The 14,580-nt window shown below is 66.0% G+C and carries 13 protein-coding genes; 4 read left to right on the top strand and 9 right to left on the bottom strand.

Annotation, left to right across the window (positions count from 1 at the left end):
- Nucleotides 1-490 precede the first annotated feature (490 nt).
- Nucleotides 491-805 carry a hypothetical protein gene (locus IAE24_RS23330; protein WP_199961835.1) on the top strand — a complete coding sequence of 105 codons (315 nt, stop codon included), beginning with the start codon at nt 491-493 and terminating at the stop codon, nt 803-805.
- A 434-nt stretch (nt 806-1,239) separates the two neighbouring features.
- Here the strand turns inward: IAE24_RS23330 and IAE24_RS23325 are convergent, their stop codons facing one another.
- The 9 genes from IAE24_RS23325 to IAE24_RS23285 form a co-directional block, all read right to left on the bottom strand.
- Nucleotides 1,240-1,515: a hypothetical protein gene (locus tag IAE24_RS23325; protein ID WP_157760026.1), complete on the bottom strand. Its 276-nt coding sequence runs from the start codon at nt 1,513-1,515 to the stop codon at nt 1,240-1,242.
- Complete coding sequence (locus tag IAE24_RS23320; RefSeq protein WP_199961834.1) at nt 1,515-2,288, bottom strand: hypothetical protein; 774 nt, start codon at nt 2,286-2,288, stop codon at nt 1,515-1,517. Before IAE24_RS23320 ends, IAE24_RS23325 begins: the two co-directional genes overlap by 1 nt.
- A 225-nt stretch (nt 2,289-2,513) precedes the next feature.
- The gene (locus IAE24_RS23315) at nt 2,514-3,962 is read right to left on the bottom strand and encodes an aldehyde dehydrogenase family protein (RefSeq protein ID WP_197944539.1); all 1,449 of its coding nucleotides are present in this window, start codon (nt 3,960-3,962) and stop codon (nt 2,514-2,516) included.
- 36 nt (nt 3,963-3,998) lie between these two features.
- The gene (locus IAE24_RS23310) at nt 3,999-5,336 is read right to left on the bottom strand and encodes an enolase C-terminal domain-like protein (protein ID WP_199961833.1); all 1,338 of its coding nucleotides are present in this window, start codon (nt 5,334-5,336) and stop codon (nt 3,999-4,001) included.
- A 44-nt stretch (nt 5,337-5,380) separates the two neighbouring features.
- Entirely contained in the window at nt 5,381-6,367 is a 987-nt protein-coding gene (locus IAE24_RS23305; protein ID WP_012202188.1) for a 2-hydroxyacid dehydrogenase, read from the bottom strand.
- A gap of 105 nt (nt 6,368-6,472) precedes the next feature.
- Nucleotides 6,473-7,432 carry a Bug family tripartite tricarboxylate transporter substrate binding protein gene (locus IAE24_RS23300; RefSeq protein WP_012202189.1) on the bottom strand — a complete coding sequence of 320 codons (960 nt, stop codon included), beginning with the start codon at nt 7,430-7,432 and terminating at the stop codon, nt 6,473-6,475.
- Between the two features lie 58 nt (nt 7,433-7,490).
- Nucleotides 7,491-8,402 carry a 5-dehydro-4-deoxyglucarate dehydratase gene (gene kdgD / locus IAE24_RS23295; RefSeq protein WP_012202190.1) on the bottom strand — a complete coding sequence of 304 codons (912 nt, stop codon included), beginning with the start codon at nt 8,400-8,402 and terminating at the stop codon, nt 7,491-7,493.
- Nucleotides 8,403-8,448: 46 nt separating this feature from the next.
- The gene (locus IAE24_RS23290; protein WP_013800130.1) at nt 8,449-9,426 is read right to left on the bottom strand and encodes a Bug family tripartite tricarboxylate transporter substrate binding protein; all 978 of its coding nucleotides are present in this window, start codon (nt 9,424-9,426) and stop codon (nt 8,449-8,451) included.
- Nucleotides 9,427-9,574: 148 nt separating this feature from the next.
- Entirely contained in the window at nt 9,575-10,363 is a 789-nt protein-coding gene (locus IAE24_RS23285; RefSeq protein WP_199961832.1) for a FadR/GntR family transcriptional regulator, read from the bottom strand.
- Between the two features lie 82 nt (nt 10,364-10,445).
- On the opposite strand from IAE24_RS23285, the gene IAE24_RS23280 reads away from it, so the two are divergent.
- The 3 genes from IAE24_RS23280 (at nt 10,446) to garD (ending at nt 14,550) form a co-directional block, all read left to right on the top strand.
- Nucleotides 10,446-11,762, top strand: a complete 1,317-nt coding sequence (locus tag IAE24_RS23280; protein ID WP_199961831.1) for a glucarate dehydratase family protein — start codon at nt 10,446-10,448, stop codon at nt 11,760-11,762.
- Nucleotides 11,763-11,812: 50 nt separating this feature from the next.
- Nucleotides 11,813-12,811: a Bug family tripartite tricarboxylate transporter substrate binding protein gene (locus tag IAE24_RS23275; protein ID WP_063327751.1), complete on the top strand. Its 999-nt coding sequence runs from the start codon at nt 11,813-11,815 to the stop codon at nt 12,809-12,811.
- 173 nt (nt 12,812-12,984) lie between these two features.
- The gene (gene garD, locus IAE24_RS23270) at nt 12,985-14,550 is read left to right on the top strand and encodes a galactarate dehydratase (RefSeq protein WP_034397737.1); all 1,566 of its coding nucleotides are present in this window, start codon (nt 12,985-12,987) and stop codon (nt 14,548-14,550) included.
- Nucleotides 14,551-14,580 lie beyond the last annotated feature (30 nt).

Here is a 14,580-nt window from a genome sequence, read left to right as displayed (position 1 = left end):
GTCAGATGACGAAGCAGTCCTGTCCTTCGGCAGGACTGCAACCCCGCAACCGCCACGGCGCAGGCGCGGACATACGGGGAGTGAGTGCGGGCCTTCGCTGCGCTCGGCCTGGAGTGCTGGGGCGCTTGCCATCTTGAAAGCCTCTATCATCGCGGCAGCCCCCTGTTCCGGGGCCGGTGCGTAAGAACACCCAAAACGAAGCGGTGCGGCCTCGCCGTCAAGGAGGCCTTGTCACGTCTGATTTCCGGAGCGTGGGCGCAAGCCTGCGTTCCTGCGGTTACGGACGGGATGGGGCTACCCGCAAGGGCGTCCGCACGGCTTCGTTCGTGTTCTTAACATCCCGTCCACCTGTCTGTGCGTAAGAACACGGGCCGGTGGTTTTTGTTCTCACGAAGGAGTACGAAACCATGCACGGCATTTCTTCTTTTGCATTCCCCTCTGCCACCCAAGCGCCTCACTCTCGCGCATCTGCCGTGGGAAGGGTGGCGCCATGAGTACCGCTTCCACAACCCTGACCCAGCCCACGCCGCAGCAGTTGAGCCATGCCGTGACCGAGATCGGCCGGCTGACGCTGCAGGGCAGCAGCGAGGTGTATTCCCTGGGCCAGCTGGCGCTGGCCTGGCTGGAGCGGCCCGAGGGCCATCGCAATCTGGAGGTGGTGGCCAATGCGCTGCAGGCCATTTGCGGGGCTGCGCAGCGGATGGAGGAACTGGTGGAGGACGAGGTCAACTACGTGCATTGCCTGCAGGAAGACCCGGCGTATCTGCGGCGAATGGCGGCTGCTGCGGCGGCGTTTCAGCGCTGATTCAGGCTTTCTTGTGACAGGCCTGCCGGGGCATTGCGCCCCGGGTTTCGGTAAATCACTTTTAGGCTTTGTGAATCTAGATGTATGTAGTCTGCATGGGTGTGTGCACAGACCGTGATTCAATGAGACTTTTGATGACCCAGAGAATTCCTGTCATGGGATATTGTTCCGTAAACCAGCGGCAGTCCCCCTATTCACCACCGGCCTGTCCATCCTTGTTTAGGAATGTTTGGTAGATCAGATATGGAATCAACGAAACTACCAGCCACCACCAGCTAGATTGTATGTAGGCCAGAACCCAGCAAGTCCAGGCGAATATTACGGCACACCAACCAAAAATGATCGAAAAGCGAGGAGTTTTCATTAGGGTGTCTTCACGCCACTGAAACCCTACTGGACATAAGTCATATGGAAAATAATGCAGGCCATGAGATTCAGTCGCTGATCTTCTTGAACCGGCCGGATTTATCCCATCCACGGCCCTTTTCGCAGGAGACCTGTGCATATCCAAGATCCTTTCTTATGATGATGTCTTCGCTGATAGCACATATTTCTCCTTTTTCCACAACAAAGGCGATTACGAGTGGGTGATCGTTGTTTGAATAAATATTTACCGTGTCTGTAGCCTCCCATCGACCTGTTGGTTCATAGCTGCAAGCAACCAATGTGGCGGCGAAAATAGGGCCCATGAATCGAGTAATTTTTTTCATCAATTTGCCTTTGAATAGTTCACTTTTCTAATTACACGCCCAGATTTGGAAACTGCAAGCAGTAGTTCCTTGGGAGAGGTTAGATGGCCGGATGAAGGATTGTTCTTGAACCGAGGATCGTGGGAGAGAATGCCTATCATCTCAAGAATCTCAGCAACATTGGTGGAGCAGCTGTTGGCTGTGATGCTGTAGGGTTTATTCTCCTTGACTCTTTTGTCAAGCTCCTTTTTGATAATTGATTTCTCTTCATTGGACAGGCGTATCACTAGGCCGATGATATCTCTTTTAACTCTATGTATATTTTCATAAATATACTCTTCTCGATCCAAAACTGCATATTTTGTCGGCGCACGACTGTATATCTTTCCATCGATATCAATTGCAGCATGCCCCCATTGGGATCCTGAACTGATAAACCTCCCATCAAAGATGAAAACCTCGATCGTAGGCCCCTGAATTACCGGCTCCGGCCCCATGAATTGCGCCATCCGCCGTTCATAGCCAAAGATTGCTGGCGGCTGGGCCAGCAGTTCGAACATGCGGGTCGCTGGTGCAATCCGGCCCTGGGTCATGACGGGCGAGCCGGACAGTTGCTGAAAGGTGGCGATCGAGCGCTCCAGCGCCCTGGACCATCTGCCGTCCTCGCGCAGCAGTTTGCGGCAGGGATCGCGTTGCATATGTCCGTTGAGCAATTGCTGGACAGTGAACACGTCTTTGGGATGGTTCATTGCCGCACGCCCCACGGGGCCGGAAATTCTTGCAGTTGTTGCCATGGTCTCCCTCCGGTATGGACGCCGGCCGGCTGAAGCCGGCTCTCACGTTGAGGAAGATGCTATGCAAGGCCCTGGTGCAATGGACGGGGCGGTCTGCACTTTCGCGCACGAGAATTGACTGTGGGCGCAACGACGAATGAAAAACGCCATCCGCATCGTTTTGTTGCGGATGGCGTCAGTGATGAAAGCAGTCGCCAGCACCTGGCGGCTGCTTTGGGTCCAGCCTCAGGCCAGCGTATACGCCGTCTTCACCGTCGTATAGAACTCCTGCGCATAGCGGCCCTGTTCGCGCGGGCCGTAGCTGCTGCCCTTGCGGCCGCCGAAGGGCACGTGGTAGTCCACGCCGGCCGTGGGCAGGTTGACCATGACCATGCCGGCCTGGCTGTGGCGCTTGAAGTGGGTGGCGTGCTTGAGGCTGGTGGTGGCAATGCCTGCGGCCAGGCCGAAGGGGGTGTCGTTGGCTACGGCCAGGGCTTCCTCGTAGTCCTTCACGCGGATGACGCTGGCCACGGGGCCGAAGACTTCCTCGCGGTTGATGCGCATGGCGGCCTGGGTGTCTACGAACAGGGTGGGCGCCATGTAGTAGCCCTTGTTGCCGCTGCCGGTGTGGCAGGCGGCGGCTGCGCCGCCCGCAGCCAGCACGGCGCCTTCGGCCTTGGCGATTTCCACGTAGCTCAGGTCCTGCTCCAGCTGGGCCTGGCTGACCACGGGGCCCATGTCGGTGCCTGCGGCGCGGGCGTCGCCCACCTTGATCCTGGTCATGCGGGCCTGCAGGGCCTCGATGAAGGCGGGGTAGATCCTGTCGGTGACGATGAGGCGGCTCGATGCCGTGCAGCGCTGGCCCGTGGAGTAGAAACCGCTTTGCGCGGACAGCTCCACGGCCTGGGTGAGGTCGGCGTCGTCCAGCACGATCTGCGGGTTCTTGCCGCCCATCTCCAGCTGCACCTTCTTGCCGCTTTCCACGCAGGCGCGGGCAATGCCGCGGCCCACGCCGACGGAGCCGGTGAAGCTGATGGCGGCCACGTCGCTGTGGCGCACCAGGGCATCACCGATGACGCGGCCCGGGCCCATGACGAGGTTGAAGACACCGGCCGGAATACCCGAGCGGTGAATGATGTCAGCCAGCGCCCAGGCGCTGCCGGGCACGAGGTCGGCAGGCTTCAGGACCACGCAGTTGCCGAAGGCCAGGGCCGGGGCGATCTTCCAGGCGGGAATGGCGATGGGGAAGTTCCACGGCGTGATCAGGCCCACCACGCCGACGGGCTCGCGCGTGATTTCCACGCCGATGCCGGGGCGCACGGAGGGCAGGGTCTCGCCGGCCAGGCGCAGGCATTCACCCGCGAAGAACTTGAAGATCTGGCCTGCGCGACCGACTTCGCCAATGGCTTCGGGGCGGGTTTTGCCTTCCTCGCGCGCCAGCAGGTCGCCCAGCTCTTCCTTGCGGGCCAGGATTTCGTTGCCGATCTTGTCCAGGGCGTCGTGGCGGGCCTGGATGCCCGAGGTGCTCCAGGCGGGAAAGGCCGCGGCCGCCGCGGCGATGGCGGCTTCCACATCGGCGGCATTGCCCTGGGCGTACTCGCCGATCACATCGGACAGGTCGCTGGGGTTGGTGTTGGCGCTGTAGCCGTCGGCGGCCTTCCATTGGCCGTTGATGAGGTTGTCGTAGCGGGACATGAGGTGCTCCGGGAAAGGGGTAACGGAAGGAAGGGGTCAGCGGACCATGCAGGGGCGCTTGTTGTCGAAGGTCCAGCCGGGAATCAGGTACTGCATGGCCATGGCGTCATTGCGCGCGCCCAGACCGTGCTCCAGGTACAGGGCGTTGGCGCGCTGCAGCGCGGCGCGGTCCACGGTGACGCCCAGGCCCGGGGTCTTGGGCACCTCGACGAAGCCGCCCTTGATCTGCAGCGGGTTCTGGGTGAGGTACTGGCCGTCCTGCCAGATCCAGTGCGTGTCGATGGCCGTGACCTTGCCGGGCACGGCGGCGGCCACGTGGGTGAACATGGCCAGCGAGATGTCGAAGTGGTTGTTGGAGTGCGAGCCCCAGGTCAGACCCCAGTCGCGGCAGGTCTGGCCCACGCGCACGGAGCCGGCCATGGTCCAGAAATGCGGGTCGGCCAGGGGGATGTCCACGGACTGCAGCGACAGCGCATGCACCATCTGGCGCCAGTCGGTGGCGATCATGTTGGTGGCCGTGGGCAGGCCGGTGGCGCGGCGGAATTCGGCCATGACTTCGCGGCCCGAGAAGCCGTTCTCGGCGCCGCAGGGGTCTTCGGCATAGGCGAGCACGCCGTGCATGTCGCGCATGAGGCGGATGGCGTCCTTGAGCAGCCAGCCGCCGTTGGGGTCCAGTGTGACGCGCGCCTGCGGAAAGCGCCTGGCCAGCGCGGTGACGGCCTCCACCTCCTGCTCGCCGGCCAGCACGCCGCCCTTGAGCTTGAAGTCGTTGAAGCCGTAGCGCGCATGCGCCGCCTCGGCGTGGCGCACGATGGCGGCCGGGTCCATGGCGGTCATGTGGCGCACCTGCGTCCAGTCGTCGGTGCCGCTTTTGTCTTCGCCGGGCTGGACGTAGGGCAGATCGGTCCTGTCGGTGGGGCCGGTGAAGAACAGGTAGCCCAGCATCTCCACGCGGTCGCGTTGCTGGCCTTCGCCCAGCAGGGCTGCCACGGGCACGCCCAGGTGCTGGCCCAGCAGGTCCAGCAGGGCCGACTCCACGGCGGTGACGGCATGCACGGCAATGCGCAGATCGAAGGTCTGCAGGCCGCGCCCGCCCGTGTCGCGCCCGGCCAGGGCCTGCTGCAGGTTCTGCAGCAGCTTCAGGTGGTTGCCCACGGACTGGCCGATGAGCAGCGCCTTGCTGTCCTCCAGCGCCTGGCGTATGCCTTCGCCGCCAGGCACCTCGCCCACACCGGTGTGGCCCGCGCTGTCGTGGATGAGCACGATGTTGCGCGTGAAGTAGGGCGCATGCGCGCCGCTGAGGTTCATGAGCATGCCGTCGCGGCCGGCGACGGGAATGACTTCGATCTCGGTGATGGTCGGGGTGGAGGACATGGCGTGCTCTTGGATCGTTTGGATCGGTCTCTGGGAAAAAACGGCTATGCGGCGGCGGTGGCCGCCTGCTGCGCGGCGGACCACGGCACCTCGGCCTCGGGCCGGCCCGTGGCGATGAACTGCGCCAGGTTGCGCAGCACGAGGTCGGCCATGGCGCGGCGGGTTTCGTGCGTGCCGCTGGCGATGTGGGGCGCAAGCACCACGTTGTCCTGCGACAGCAGCTCGGCATGGGGGCGTGGCTCGTCCTCGAACACATCCAGGCCCGCGCCTGCGATGCGGCCCTGCTGCAGGGCCTGGACCAGTGCGGCCTCGTCGACCACGCTGCCGCGCGCCACGTTGATCAGAAAGCCCTGCGGGCCCAGCGCGTCCAGCACCTCGGCGTTGACCAGGTGCTGCGTGCCGTCGCCGCCTGCGGCCGTGATGACGAGGAAGTCGGCCCAGCGCGCCAGCTCCAGCAGCGAGGGCTGGTAGAGGTGGGGCGATCCCTCGACCGGGCGGCGGTTGTGATAGGCCACCTCCATGTCGAAGCCGGCCGCGCGGCGCGCCACGGTGGAGCCGATGCGGCCCATGCCGAAGATGCCCAGGCGCTTGCCGCTGGCACGCGTGCGGATGCCGAAGCGGCCTCGGCTCCAGTCGCCCCGGCGCACGAAGCGGTCGGACTCGCTCAGGCCACGCGCGGCGTCCAGCAGCAGGGCAAAGGCCATGTCGGCCACGCAGTCGTCCAGCACGCCGGGCGTGTAGCCCACGCGGGCGCCCTGGCGCAGCAGGGACTCGCGGTCCAGCGCGTCAAAGCCCACGCCGAAGCTGCTCACGAAGCGCAGCCTGGGCAGGGCCTGCACCACGCTCGCGGGCACGCCCATGGCGGCCGAGGTGACCAGGTATTCGAACTGCGCGCCGTGCTCGGCGAGAAAGCGCTCGCGGTCGGGCTGCTCGGACAGCAGCGTCACCTCATAGGCCTGGGCCAGTTCGGCATCGAGCTGGGGCAGCGGCATCTTGCCGAACTGGAGAACGCGTGGACGGGAGGTCGCCATGCCTTGGAATCCTTGGAACTTGCGGGGGCTGGAAGCCCCGGTGAAAAGGGCCTGCGGTGCGCAGGCCAGCGGGAACGGCCCTGGGGCCGGCCCGTTGTTTCTAGCTCAATCAGCGGTGATTTTTCGGGTCTGGATCAGTTGCTTCCAGCGCTCCGATTCCTGGGCCTGGTAGCGCGTGAATTCCTCGGGCGTGTTGCCCACGATCTCCAGGCCCTGCTCCACGAAGCGCTTGCGGATGTCGGGCTGCTGCACGGAGGCGATGGCGGCCTTGGCCAGCTTGGCCTTCACATCGGCGGGCAGTCCCTTGGGCGCGGCCAGGCCTTGCCAGGAGTACACCTCGGCACCCTTGACACCGGCCTCGGCCAGCGTGGGCACATCGGGCAGCACGGGCGAGCGCTGGCTGCCGGTCACGGCAATCGCATGCAGCTTGCCGCTGCGCAGATGGGGCAGCACGGCGTTGACGTTCTGGAACGAGAAGTCCACCTGGCCGCCGATCAGGTCGGTGATGGCCGGGGCGCCGCCCTTGTAGGGCACGTGCATGCCTTCGGTGCCGCTTTGCTGCCAGAACAGCTCGGCCGACAGATGGTCCGAGGAGCCGTTGCCCGAACTCGCGAAACTGATCTTGCCGGGGTTGGCCTTGAGCGCGGCGATGACCTCGGCCACGGTGCGGGCCTTCTGCGCGGGGCTGGCCACGAGCACGTTGGGCGCCTGCACGGGGATGGTGATGTAGTCGAAGTCCTTGCCTGCGTCATAGGGCACGTTCTTGACCAGGTGCGGCGTGACCACGAAGGGGCCCAGCGAGGCCACCAGCAGCGTGTAGCCATCGGCCGGTGCGCGCTTGACGGCGCCTGCGCCGATGGTGCCGGTGGCGCCCGGGCGGTTTTCCACCACGAAGGGCTTGCCCAGCTGCTCGCCCATGCTCAGGGCCATGGCGCGCGCCACGGTGTCGGTGGAGCCGCCGGCCGGGAAGGGCACGATGATGTTGACGGCCTTGTCCGGAAAGCTGCCGGCCGCCTGCGCCGTGAGGGCCAGTGCGGCACCCAGCGTGATCAGAATCTTCTTCATGTTCTTGTCTCCTGGGGGGCGCAAGGGCCGGACTGGCCCCTGCGTCCGGTCTTGTGGCTTATTGCGGGCCGAGCTTGTCGATCAGGGCCTTGAGCTCTTCCAGCTCGGAGGGCTTGAGGTCCGTCAGCGGGGCGCGCACGGGCCCTGCGTCGTGGCCGACCAGCTTGGCGCCGGCCTTGATGATGCTCACGCCGTAGCCTTCGACGCGGTTGCGGATCTTCAGGTAGGGCATGAAGAATTCCTTGAGCAGCTTGTGCTGCGTGGCCATGTCGTCGGTGCGCACGGCTTCGTAGAACGCCATCGCCGTCTTGGGGATGAAGTTGAAGACGGCCGAGGAGTACACCGGCGTGCCCAGGGCCTTGTAGGCGGCCGCATAGACCTCGGCCGTGGGCAGGCCGCCCAGGTAGGCGAAGCGGTCTCCCATCTTCATGAAGATGGCGGACATGGTCTCGATGTTGCCCATGCCGTCCTTGAAGCCCACCAGGTTGGGGCAGCGCTCGGCCAGGATGGCCAGCGATTCGGGCGTGAAGCGGGTGCGGTCGCGGTTGTAGACGATGACGCCGAACTTCACGCTCTTGCAGACCTGCTCCACATGGGCGATCAGGCCTTCCTGGCCGGCTTCGGTCAGGTAGTGGGGCAGCAGCAGGACGCCGTGGGCGCCCAGGCGCTCCGCTTCCTGGGCATGGGCAATGGCCGTGCGCGTGGGGCCGCCGGCGCCCGCGATGATGGGCACCTTGCCGCGGCAGGTGTCCACGGCGGTCTTGATGATCTGGCCGTATTCCTCGCCGTACAGCGAGAAGTACTCGCCCGTGCCGCCGGCCGCGAACAGCGCGCTGGCGCCGTAGGGGGCCAGCCATTCGAGGCGGGCCGCATAGCCCTTGGCATTGAAGTTGCCGTTGCTGTCGAAGTCCGTCACGGGGAAGGACAGCAGGCCGGAACTCATCACGTCTTTGAGGTCTTGGGGGGTCATGGTGCTCTCGGGAATAAGGGTGGGGAAGAAAGAAAAAGGGGTGGAATCAGTCGAGCTTCAAACCGGCTGTCTGAACCACTTTTTGCCAGCGCTGGCGCTCGGTGGTCAGGAAGCGCGCGGTCTCGGCGGGGTTCATGGTCACGACCTCGGCGCCCTGGCCCGTGAGGCGGGCGCGCACCTCGGGCGAGCGGATGGCGGTGATCAGGGCCTCATGCAGGCGCTGGACCACGGCCTCGGGCGTCTTGGCGGGAACGACCACGCCTTGCCAGGTGCCGGTCTCGAAGCCGGGCACGCCCTGCTCGGCGATGGTGGGTACGTTGGCGGCCAGCGGCATGCGCGTGCCCTTGGACAGGCCCAGCAGCTTGAGCTTGCCGCTTTGCACATGGGGGTAGGTGGCCAGCATGCCGTTCATCAGCACCTGGGTCTGGCCTGCCACCGTGTCCTGGATGGACTGCACGCCGCCCTTGTAGGGCACGTATTCCCAGCGGGCGCCCGTGGCGCGCGCCAGTTCCACGCCGGCCAGGTGCGGGGCGCTGCCCGTGGCGGTGACGGCAAAGCTCAGATCTTCCTTCTTGGACAGGGCCACCAGTTCCTGCAGGTTGTTGGCCGGCACCGAGGGGTGGACCACCAGCAGGTGGGGCGAGTAGGCCAGCATGGCCGTGCCGCGCAGGTCCCGGGACAGGTCGAAGGACAGCTTGGTGTAGAGCGAGGGCGAGATGGCCAGCGCACCCAGGTCGCACAGCATCAGCGTGTGGCCGTCGGGCTGGGCCTTGGCCACCATGTCGGCGCCCAGGTTGCCGTTGGCGCCGGGCTTGTTCTCGATGACCACGGGCTGCTTGAGTTCTGCCGACAGCAGCGGGCCGATGGCGCGCGCGATGATGTCCGAACTGCCACCCGGCGGGTAGGGCACCACCAGGCGCAGCGGCCGCGTGGGCCAGTTGCTCTGGGCCAGCGCACCGGCGCCGGTGGCTACGAGGGCGGTGGCGCCAGCGGCGCGCAGGAACTGCTTTCGGCTCAGGGTCATGCTCTTGTCTCCGGGTTTTATGTTGTCAGTTGTCGTACAACTGAAGCCGATTTTTAACCGAGATCTGCAAGCAGTGATAAAGGGTTTTCCCTTGGTTGTCTGAATTCCCGTGGCAACGCCATCGGCCCCGAAAGGCCCATGGGAGCACTCAGGCGGCGCTGGTCTTTTGCGCCAGGCGCAGGCGTTCGCGGCTGTTGGTCAGGTGGATGCGCATGGCCGCGCGGGCCGAGTCGGCGTCCTGGCGCTCGATGGCGGCGAGGATTTCCTCATGCTCGCGGTTGACGCGGCGCAGGTAGTCGGGGTCGCGCTGTGGCTGGTGGATGGAGGCGATGCGCGTGCGCGGAATCAGCTGGGCGCCGAAGTGGCGCAGGATGTCGCCGAAGTAGCGGTTGCCCGTGGCCTCGGCGATCTGGGTGTGGAAGGCCAGGTCATGGGCCACCGTGTCCTCGCCGCGCGCAAAGGCGATCTCGAAGGCCTGCAGCGCCATGCGTATGCCCTGAAGCTGCTCGGGGCTGCGGCACAGCGCGGCCAGGCCGGCGCTTTCGGTCTCCAGGCTGATGCGCAGCTCCAGCACGGCCATCACGTCCACGGCGGCCGTCAGCTCGTCGGCATTGAGCATCAGCGTGGATGCGGGCTGGGCGGCGCGCACGAAGGTGCCAATGCCGTGGCGCGTCTCCACCAGGCCCGAGGCCTGCAGGCGCGACAGCGCCTCGCGCACCACGGTGCGGCTGACTTCGTAGGTCTGCACCAGCGACGACTCCGTGGGCAGCTTCTCGCCTTCGGCCAGCAGGCCGTTGCGGATCTTGCTCGCGAACTCGTCGAACAGCAGGGCGGCCAGATTGCGGCCGCTGCGACCGGACTTTCCTCGCAGGGGAAGCTCGATCGTTGGGGGTGATGCGGGAAATCCCTTTGCCGAACTTTCCATGGTGCTGATCATAATCGCTCCAAGTTGTACGACAACGTATCACAAGACGTCCACGCCATCGAGTTTTTTTGATCCTCCTGAACCCGCATTCCAGATGAGCACCACCCACGCGACCCACGCGATCCGCCACATACGCATCACGCCCATTGCCTTCCGCGATCCGCCGCTGCTCAATGCGGCTGGCATCCACGAGCCCTGGGCGCTGCGTTCCATCATCGAGATCGAGACGGCCTCGGGCTTGGTCGGCATCAACGAAAGCTATGGCGACCAGCCCATGCTCGATGCGCTGGCCAAGGCCGCGCCCGCGCTGGTGGGGCTGTCCCCCTGGGCGCTCAACGAGATGGAGGTCCGCGTCGCGGCCCTGGTGGCGCCGCCTGCGCTGACGGCTTCCGAATTCCTGGGCCAGCAGGTGTCGCTGGCGCCGGGCACTCATGTGTCCAAGACGGTGGCCAAGGTGGTCAGCGCCTTCGAGGTCGCCATGCTGGACCTGCAGGGCCAGATGGCGGGCGCCCCCATCGTGGACCTGCTGGGCGGCGCCGCGCGCGACAGCGTGCCGTTCTCTGCCTACCTGTTCTACAAGTACGCCGAGCACATCGACAGGCCCTATGGACCAGATTCTTCGCCCGACGCCTGGGGCGAGGCCCTGGCGCCGCAGCAGCTGGTGGAGCAGGCGCGGCGCATGATTGCGCAGTACGGTTTCCAGAGCATCAAGCTCAAGGCCGGCGCGCTGCCGCCCGAGCAGGAGGCGGCCGGCATCCTGGCGCTGGCCGAGGCCTTTCCGGGCACGCCGCTGCGCATCGATCCCAATGGCAACTGGACGGTGGAGACCAGCCTGAAGATCGTGCAGCAGCTGCAGGGCGTGCTCGAGTACTACGAGGACCCGGCGCCCGGCCTGGACGGCATGGCCGCCGTGGCACGCGAGTGCGATGTGCCGCTGGCCACCAACATGGTGGTGACGGACTTTGCCGAGTTCCGCCGCAACGCCGACATGGGCTGCCCCGTGAAGATCGTGCTCAGCGACCACCACTACTGGGGCGGGCTGCGCGCCACGCAGCGCCTGTCCACGCTGTGCCGCACCTTCGACCTGGGCCTGTCCATGCACAGCAACTCGCACCTTGGCGTGAGCCTTGTGGCCATGACGCACCTGTGCGCCAGCGTGCCCCTGCTGACCTATGCCTGCGACACGCACTACCCCTGGCAGGACGAGGAAGTCGTCGAGGGCGGCCGGCTGCAGTTCGAGCAGGGCAGCCTGCGCGTGCCCACGGCGCCCGGCCTGGGTGTGCGGCTGGACCGCGAGGCCCTGGCCCGCCTGCACGACAACTACCTGCACTGCGGCATCCGCAACCGCGACGACCTGGGGCAGATGCGCAAGTACGACCCCGCGTTCACCGGCCACCAGCCGCGCTTCTGAACCCGCTTTCACACCATTCCAACGACAAGCCCTTCCCGGAGACAAGCACCATGCAACGCCGCACACTCATCCAACATTCCCTCGCCAGCGCCCTGCTGCTGGGCACGGCCCTGGCCGCCATGCCCGCCGCCGCGCAGGGCAACTGGCCCACGGGCAAGCCCATCACCTACCTGGTGCCGTTCCCGCCTGGCGGCAATACCGATACGCTGGCGCGCGTGATCGCCCAGCCCCTGAGCAAGGCCCTGGGCACGCCCGTGGTGATCGAGAACAAGGGCGGCGCGGGCGGCAGCGTGGGCTCGGCCATTGCGGCGCGCGCACCGGCCGATGGCTACACCATCCTGGGCGGCACCATCAGCTCGCACGCCATCAATGTGAGCCTGTACGCCAAGCTGGACTACGACCCGGTCAAGTCCTTCACGCCGGTGGCCATGCTGGGCTCGGGCCCGCTGGTGCTGGTGGTGCCGGCCTCCAGCCCCTACAAGACGCTGGCCGACGTGCTGGCCGCCAGCAAGGCCAAGGCGGCGGCGGGCGGACTGACCTCGGCCTCGCCGGGCAGCGGCACCTCCAACCACATGGCGCTGGAGCTGCTGGGCTACCAGACGGGCGTGAAGTTCACCCACGTGCCCTACAAGGGCAGCGGCCCGGCCGTGCAAGACGTGATCGGCGGCCAGGTGGACATGATGTTCGACACCGCCCTGGTCGTCGGCCCCCACGTGCAGGCCGGCAAGCTGCGTCCCATCGCCGTGACCAGCTCGCGGCGCCTGGAGTCCCTGCCCGATGTGCCCACCATCGCCGAGGCCGGCGAGAAGGGCTTCGACATGGGATCGTGGCAGGCCGTATTCGCGCCCGCTGGCACGCCCAAGCCCATCGTGGACCGGCTGCATGCGGAGATCATGAAGATCGTCGCCACGCCCGAGGTGCAGGCGCGCCTGAAGAACTTCGGCATGCTGCCCTCGCAGATGACGCCGGCCGAGCTGGGCGAGTACCAGAAGGCCGAGGTGGTCAAGTGGGGGAAGGTGATCAAGGCTGCTGGAATAAAGGCAGAGTGACCCCCTGAGGCGCTTCGCGCCTTCCCCCTTCTCGCTTCGCGGAGGGGGACGACACCCTCGCTGCGGGGCGGCCCTTGCTTGGTGTCCCTCGCTTTGGGCCGCGCCGGTTGCGTGGGCCGTGCCAGCTGCTTTACTGCTGTAGTGCCAGCCCTTTAGAAAATTGAGACATTGCCATGAGTACCCCACTTCCTCTTTCCATCCGCATGCATCCGGCCGACAACGTGGCCATCGTGGCCAATGACGGGGGGTTGCCTGCGGGCACGGTGATGCCCGGGGGGCTGGTGCTGGTCGACAAGGTGCCGCAGGCGCACAAGGTGGCGCTGGTGGACATTGCCGAGGGCGGCGAGGTGCGCCGCTACAACGTGGTGATCGGCTATGCGCTGCAGGCCATTGCTGCGGGCAGCTGGGTGCATGAGCGGCTGCTGCGCATGCCGGGGGCGCTGTCTCTTGAGGGGTTGCCGATCGCCACGGTGCAGCCGCCCGAGCTGCCGCCGCTGACGGGCTACACCTTCGAGGGCTACCGCAATGCCGATGGCACGGTGGGCACGCGCAATATCCTGGCCATCACCACCACGGTGCAGTGCGTGGCCGGGGTGCTGGATTTCGCGGTGGGCCGCATCAAGGCCGAGCTGCTGCCGCGCTATCCGAATGTGGACGATGTGGTGGGCCTGGAGCACAGCTATGGCTGCGGCGTGGCCATCGATGCCGTGGGCGCCGAGATTCCGCAGCGCACGCTGCGCAACATCAGCCACAACCCGAATTTTGGCGGCGAGGTGATGGTGGTGAGCCTGGGCTGCGAGAAGCTGCAGCCCGAGCGGCTGCTGCCGCCGGGGTCCTTCCCCATCGTCGATGAGCGCGAGCCCGCGCTGGACGTGGTCTGCCTGCAGGACGAGGCGCATGTGGGCTTCATGTCCATGGTGGACTCCATCATGGGCAGCGCCAGGGTGCATCTGGAGCGGCTGAACGCGCGCCGGCGCGAGACCGTGCCGGCCAGCGCCCTGGTGGTGGGCGTGCAGTGCGGCGGCAGCGATGCGTTCAGCGGCGTCACGGCCAATCCGGCCGTGGGCTTTTGCACCGATTTGCTGGTGCGCGCAGGCGCCACCGTGATGTTCAGCGAGGTGACCGAGGTGCGCGACGGCATCGACCAGCTCACCTCGCGCGCCTCCAGCCCCGAGGTGGCCCAGGCCATGATCGAGGAGATGGCCTGGTACGACGCCTACCTGGACAAGGGCCGCGTGGACCGCAGCGCCAACACCACGCCGGGCAACAAGAAGGGCGGCCTGTCCAACATCGTCGAGAAGGCCATGGGCTCCATCATCAAGAGTGGCACGGCGCCCATCACCGGCGTGCTGTCGCCGGGCCAGCGGCTGGCCGACCGGGGCATCCAAAGCGGCCTGGTCTATGCGGCCACGCCGGCCAGCGACTTCATCTGCGGCACGCTGCAACTGGCCGCCGGCATGAACCTGCATGTGTTCACCACGGGCCGGGGCACGCCCTACGGCCTGGCCCAGGTGCCCGTGATCAAGGTGGCCACGCGCAGCGATCTGGCGCGGCGCTGGCATGACCTGATGGACGTGAACGCGGGCCGCATCGCCGAAGGCCAGGCCAGCATCGAGGACGTGGGCTGGGAGATGTTCCGCCTGATGCTGGACGTGGCCAGCGGCCGCAAGAAGACCTGGGCCGAGCAGTGGAAGCTGCACAACGCCCTGGTGCTGTTCAATCCAGCGCCCGTGACCTGAGCCATGCCCACAGGCCCCTGTCGGCACAGG

Source organism: Delftia sp. S65 (assembly GCF_016516495.1).
GTDB lineage: Bacteria > Pseudomonadota > Gammaproteobacteria > Burkholderiales > Burkholderiaceae_C > Comamonas > Comamonas acidovorans.
Note: the sequence above shows the minus strand (reverse complement) of the source record. Positions and strands in the feature narration are given on the sequence as shown.

Coding starts and splice junctions, on each gene's coding strand:
- IAE24_RS23330 (WP_199961835.1), top strand. CDS start 491: ATGAGTACCGCTTCCACAACCCTGACCCAGCCCACGCCGCAGCAGTTG.
- IAE24_RS23325 (WP_157760026.1), bottom strand. CDS start 1,515: ATGAAAAAAATTACTCGATTCATGGGCCCTATTTTCGCCGCCACATTG.
- IAE24_RS23320 (WP_199961834.1), bottom strand. CDS start 2,288: ATGGCAACAACTGCAAGAATTTCCGGCCCCGTGGGGCGTGCGGCAATG.
- IAE24_RS23315 (WP_197944539.1), bottom strand. CDS start 3,962: ATGTCCCGCTACGACAACCTCATCAACGGCCAATGGAAGGCCGCCGAC.
- IAE24_RS23310 (WP_199961833.1), bottom strand. CDS start 5,336: ATGTCCTCCACCCCGACCATCACCGAGATCGAAGTCATTCCCGTCGCC.
- IAE24_RS23305 (WP_012202188.1), bottom strand. CDS start 6,367: ATGGCGACCTCCCGTCCACGCGTTCTCCAGTTCGGCAAGATGCCGCTG.
- IAE24_RS23300 (WP_012202189.1), bottom strand. CDS start 7,432: ATGAAGAAGATTCTGATCACGCTGGGTGCCGCACTGGCCCTCACGGCG.
- kdgD (WP_012202190.1), bottom strand. CDS start 8,402: ATGACCCCCCAAGACCTCAAAGACGTGATGAGTTCCGGCCTGCTGTCC.
- IAE24_RS23290 (WP_013800130.1), bottom strand. CDS start 9,426: ATGACCCTGAGCCGAAAGCAGTTCCTGCGCGCCGCTGGCGCCACCGCC.
- IAE24_RS23285 (WP_199961832.1), bottom strand. CDS start 10,363: ATGATCAGCACCATGGAAAGTTCGGCAAAGGGATTTCCCGCATCACCC.
- IAE24_RS23280 (WP_199961831.1), top strand. CDS start 10,446: ATGAGCACCACCCACGCGACCCACGCGATCCGCCACATACGCATCACG.
- IAE24_RS23275 (WP_063327751.1), top strand. CDS start 11,813: ATGCAACGCCGCACACTCATCCAACATTCCCTCGCCAGCGCCCTGCTG.
- garD (WP_034397737.1), top strand. CDS start 12,985: ATGAGTACCCCACTTCCTCTTTCCATCCGCATGCATCCGGCCGACAAC.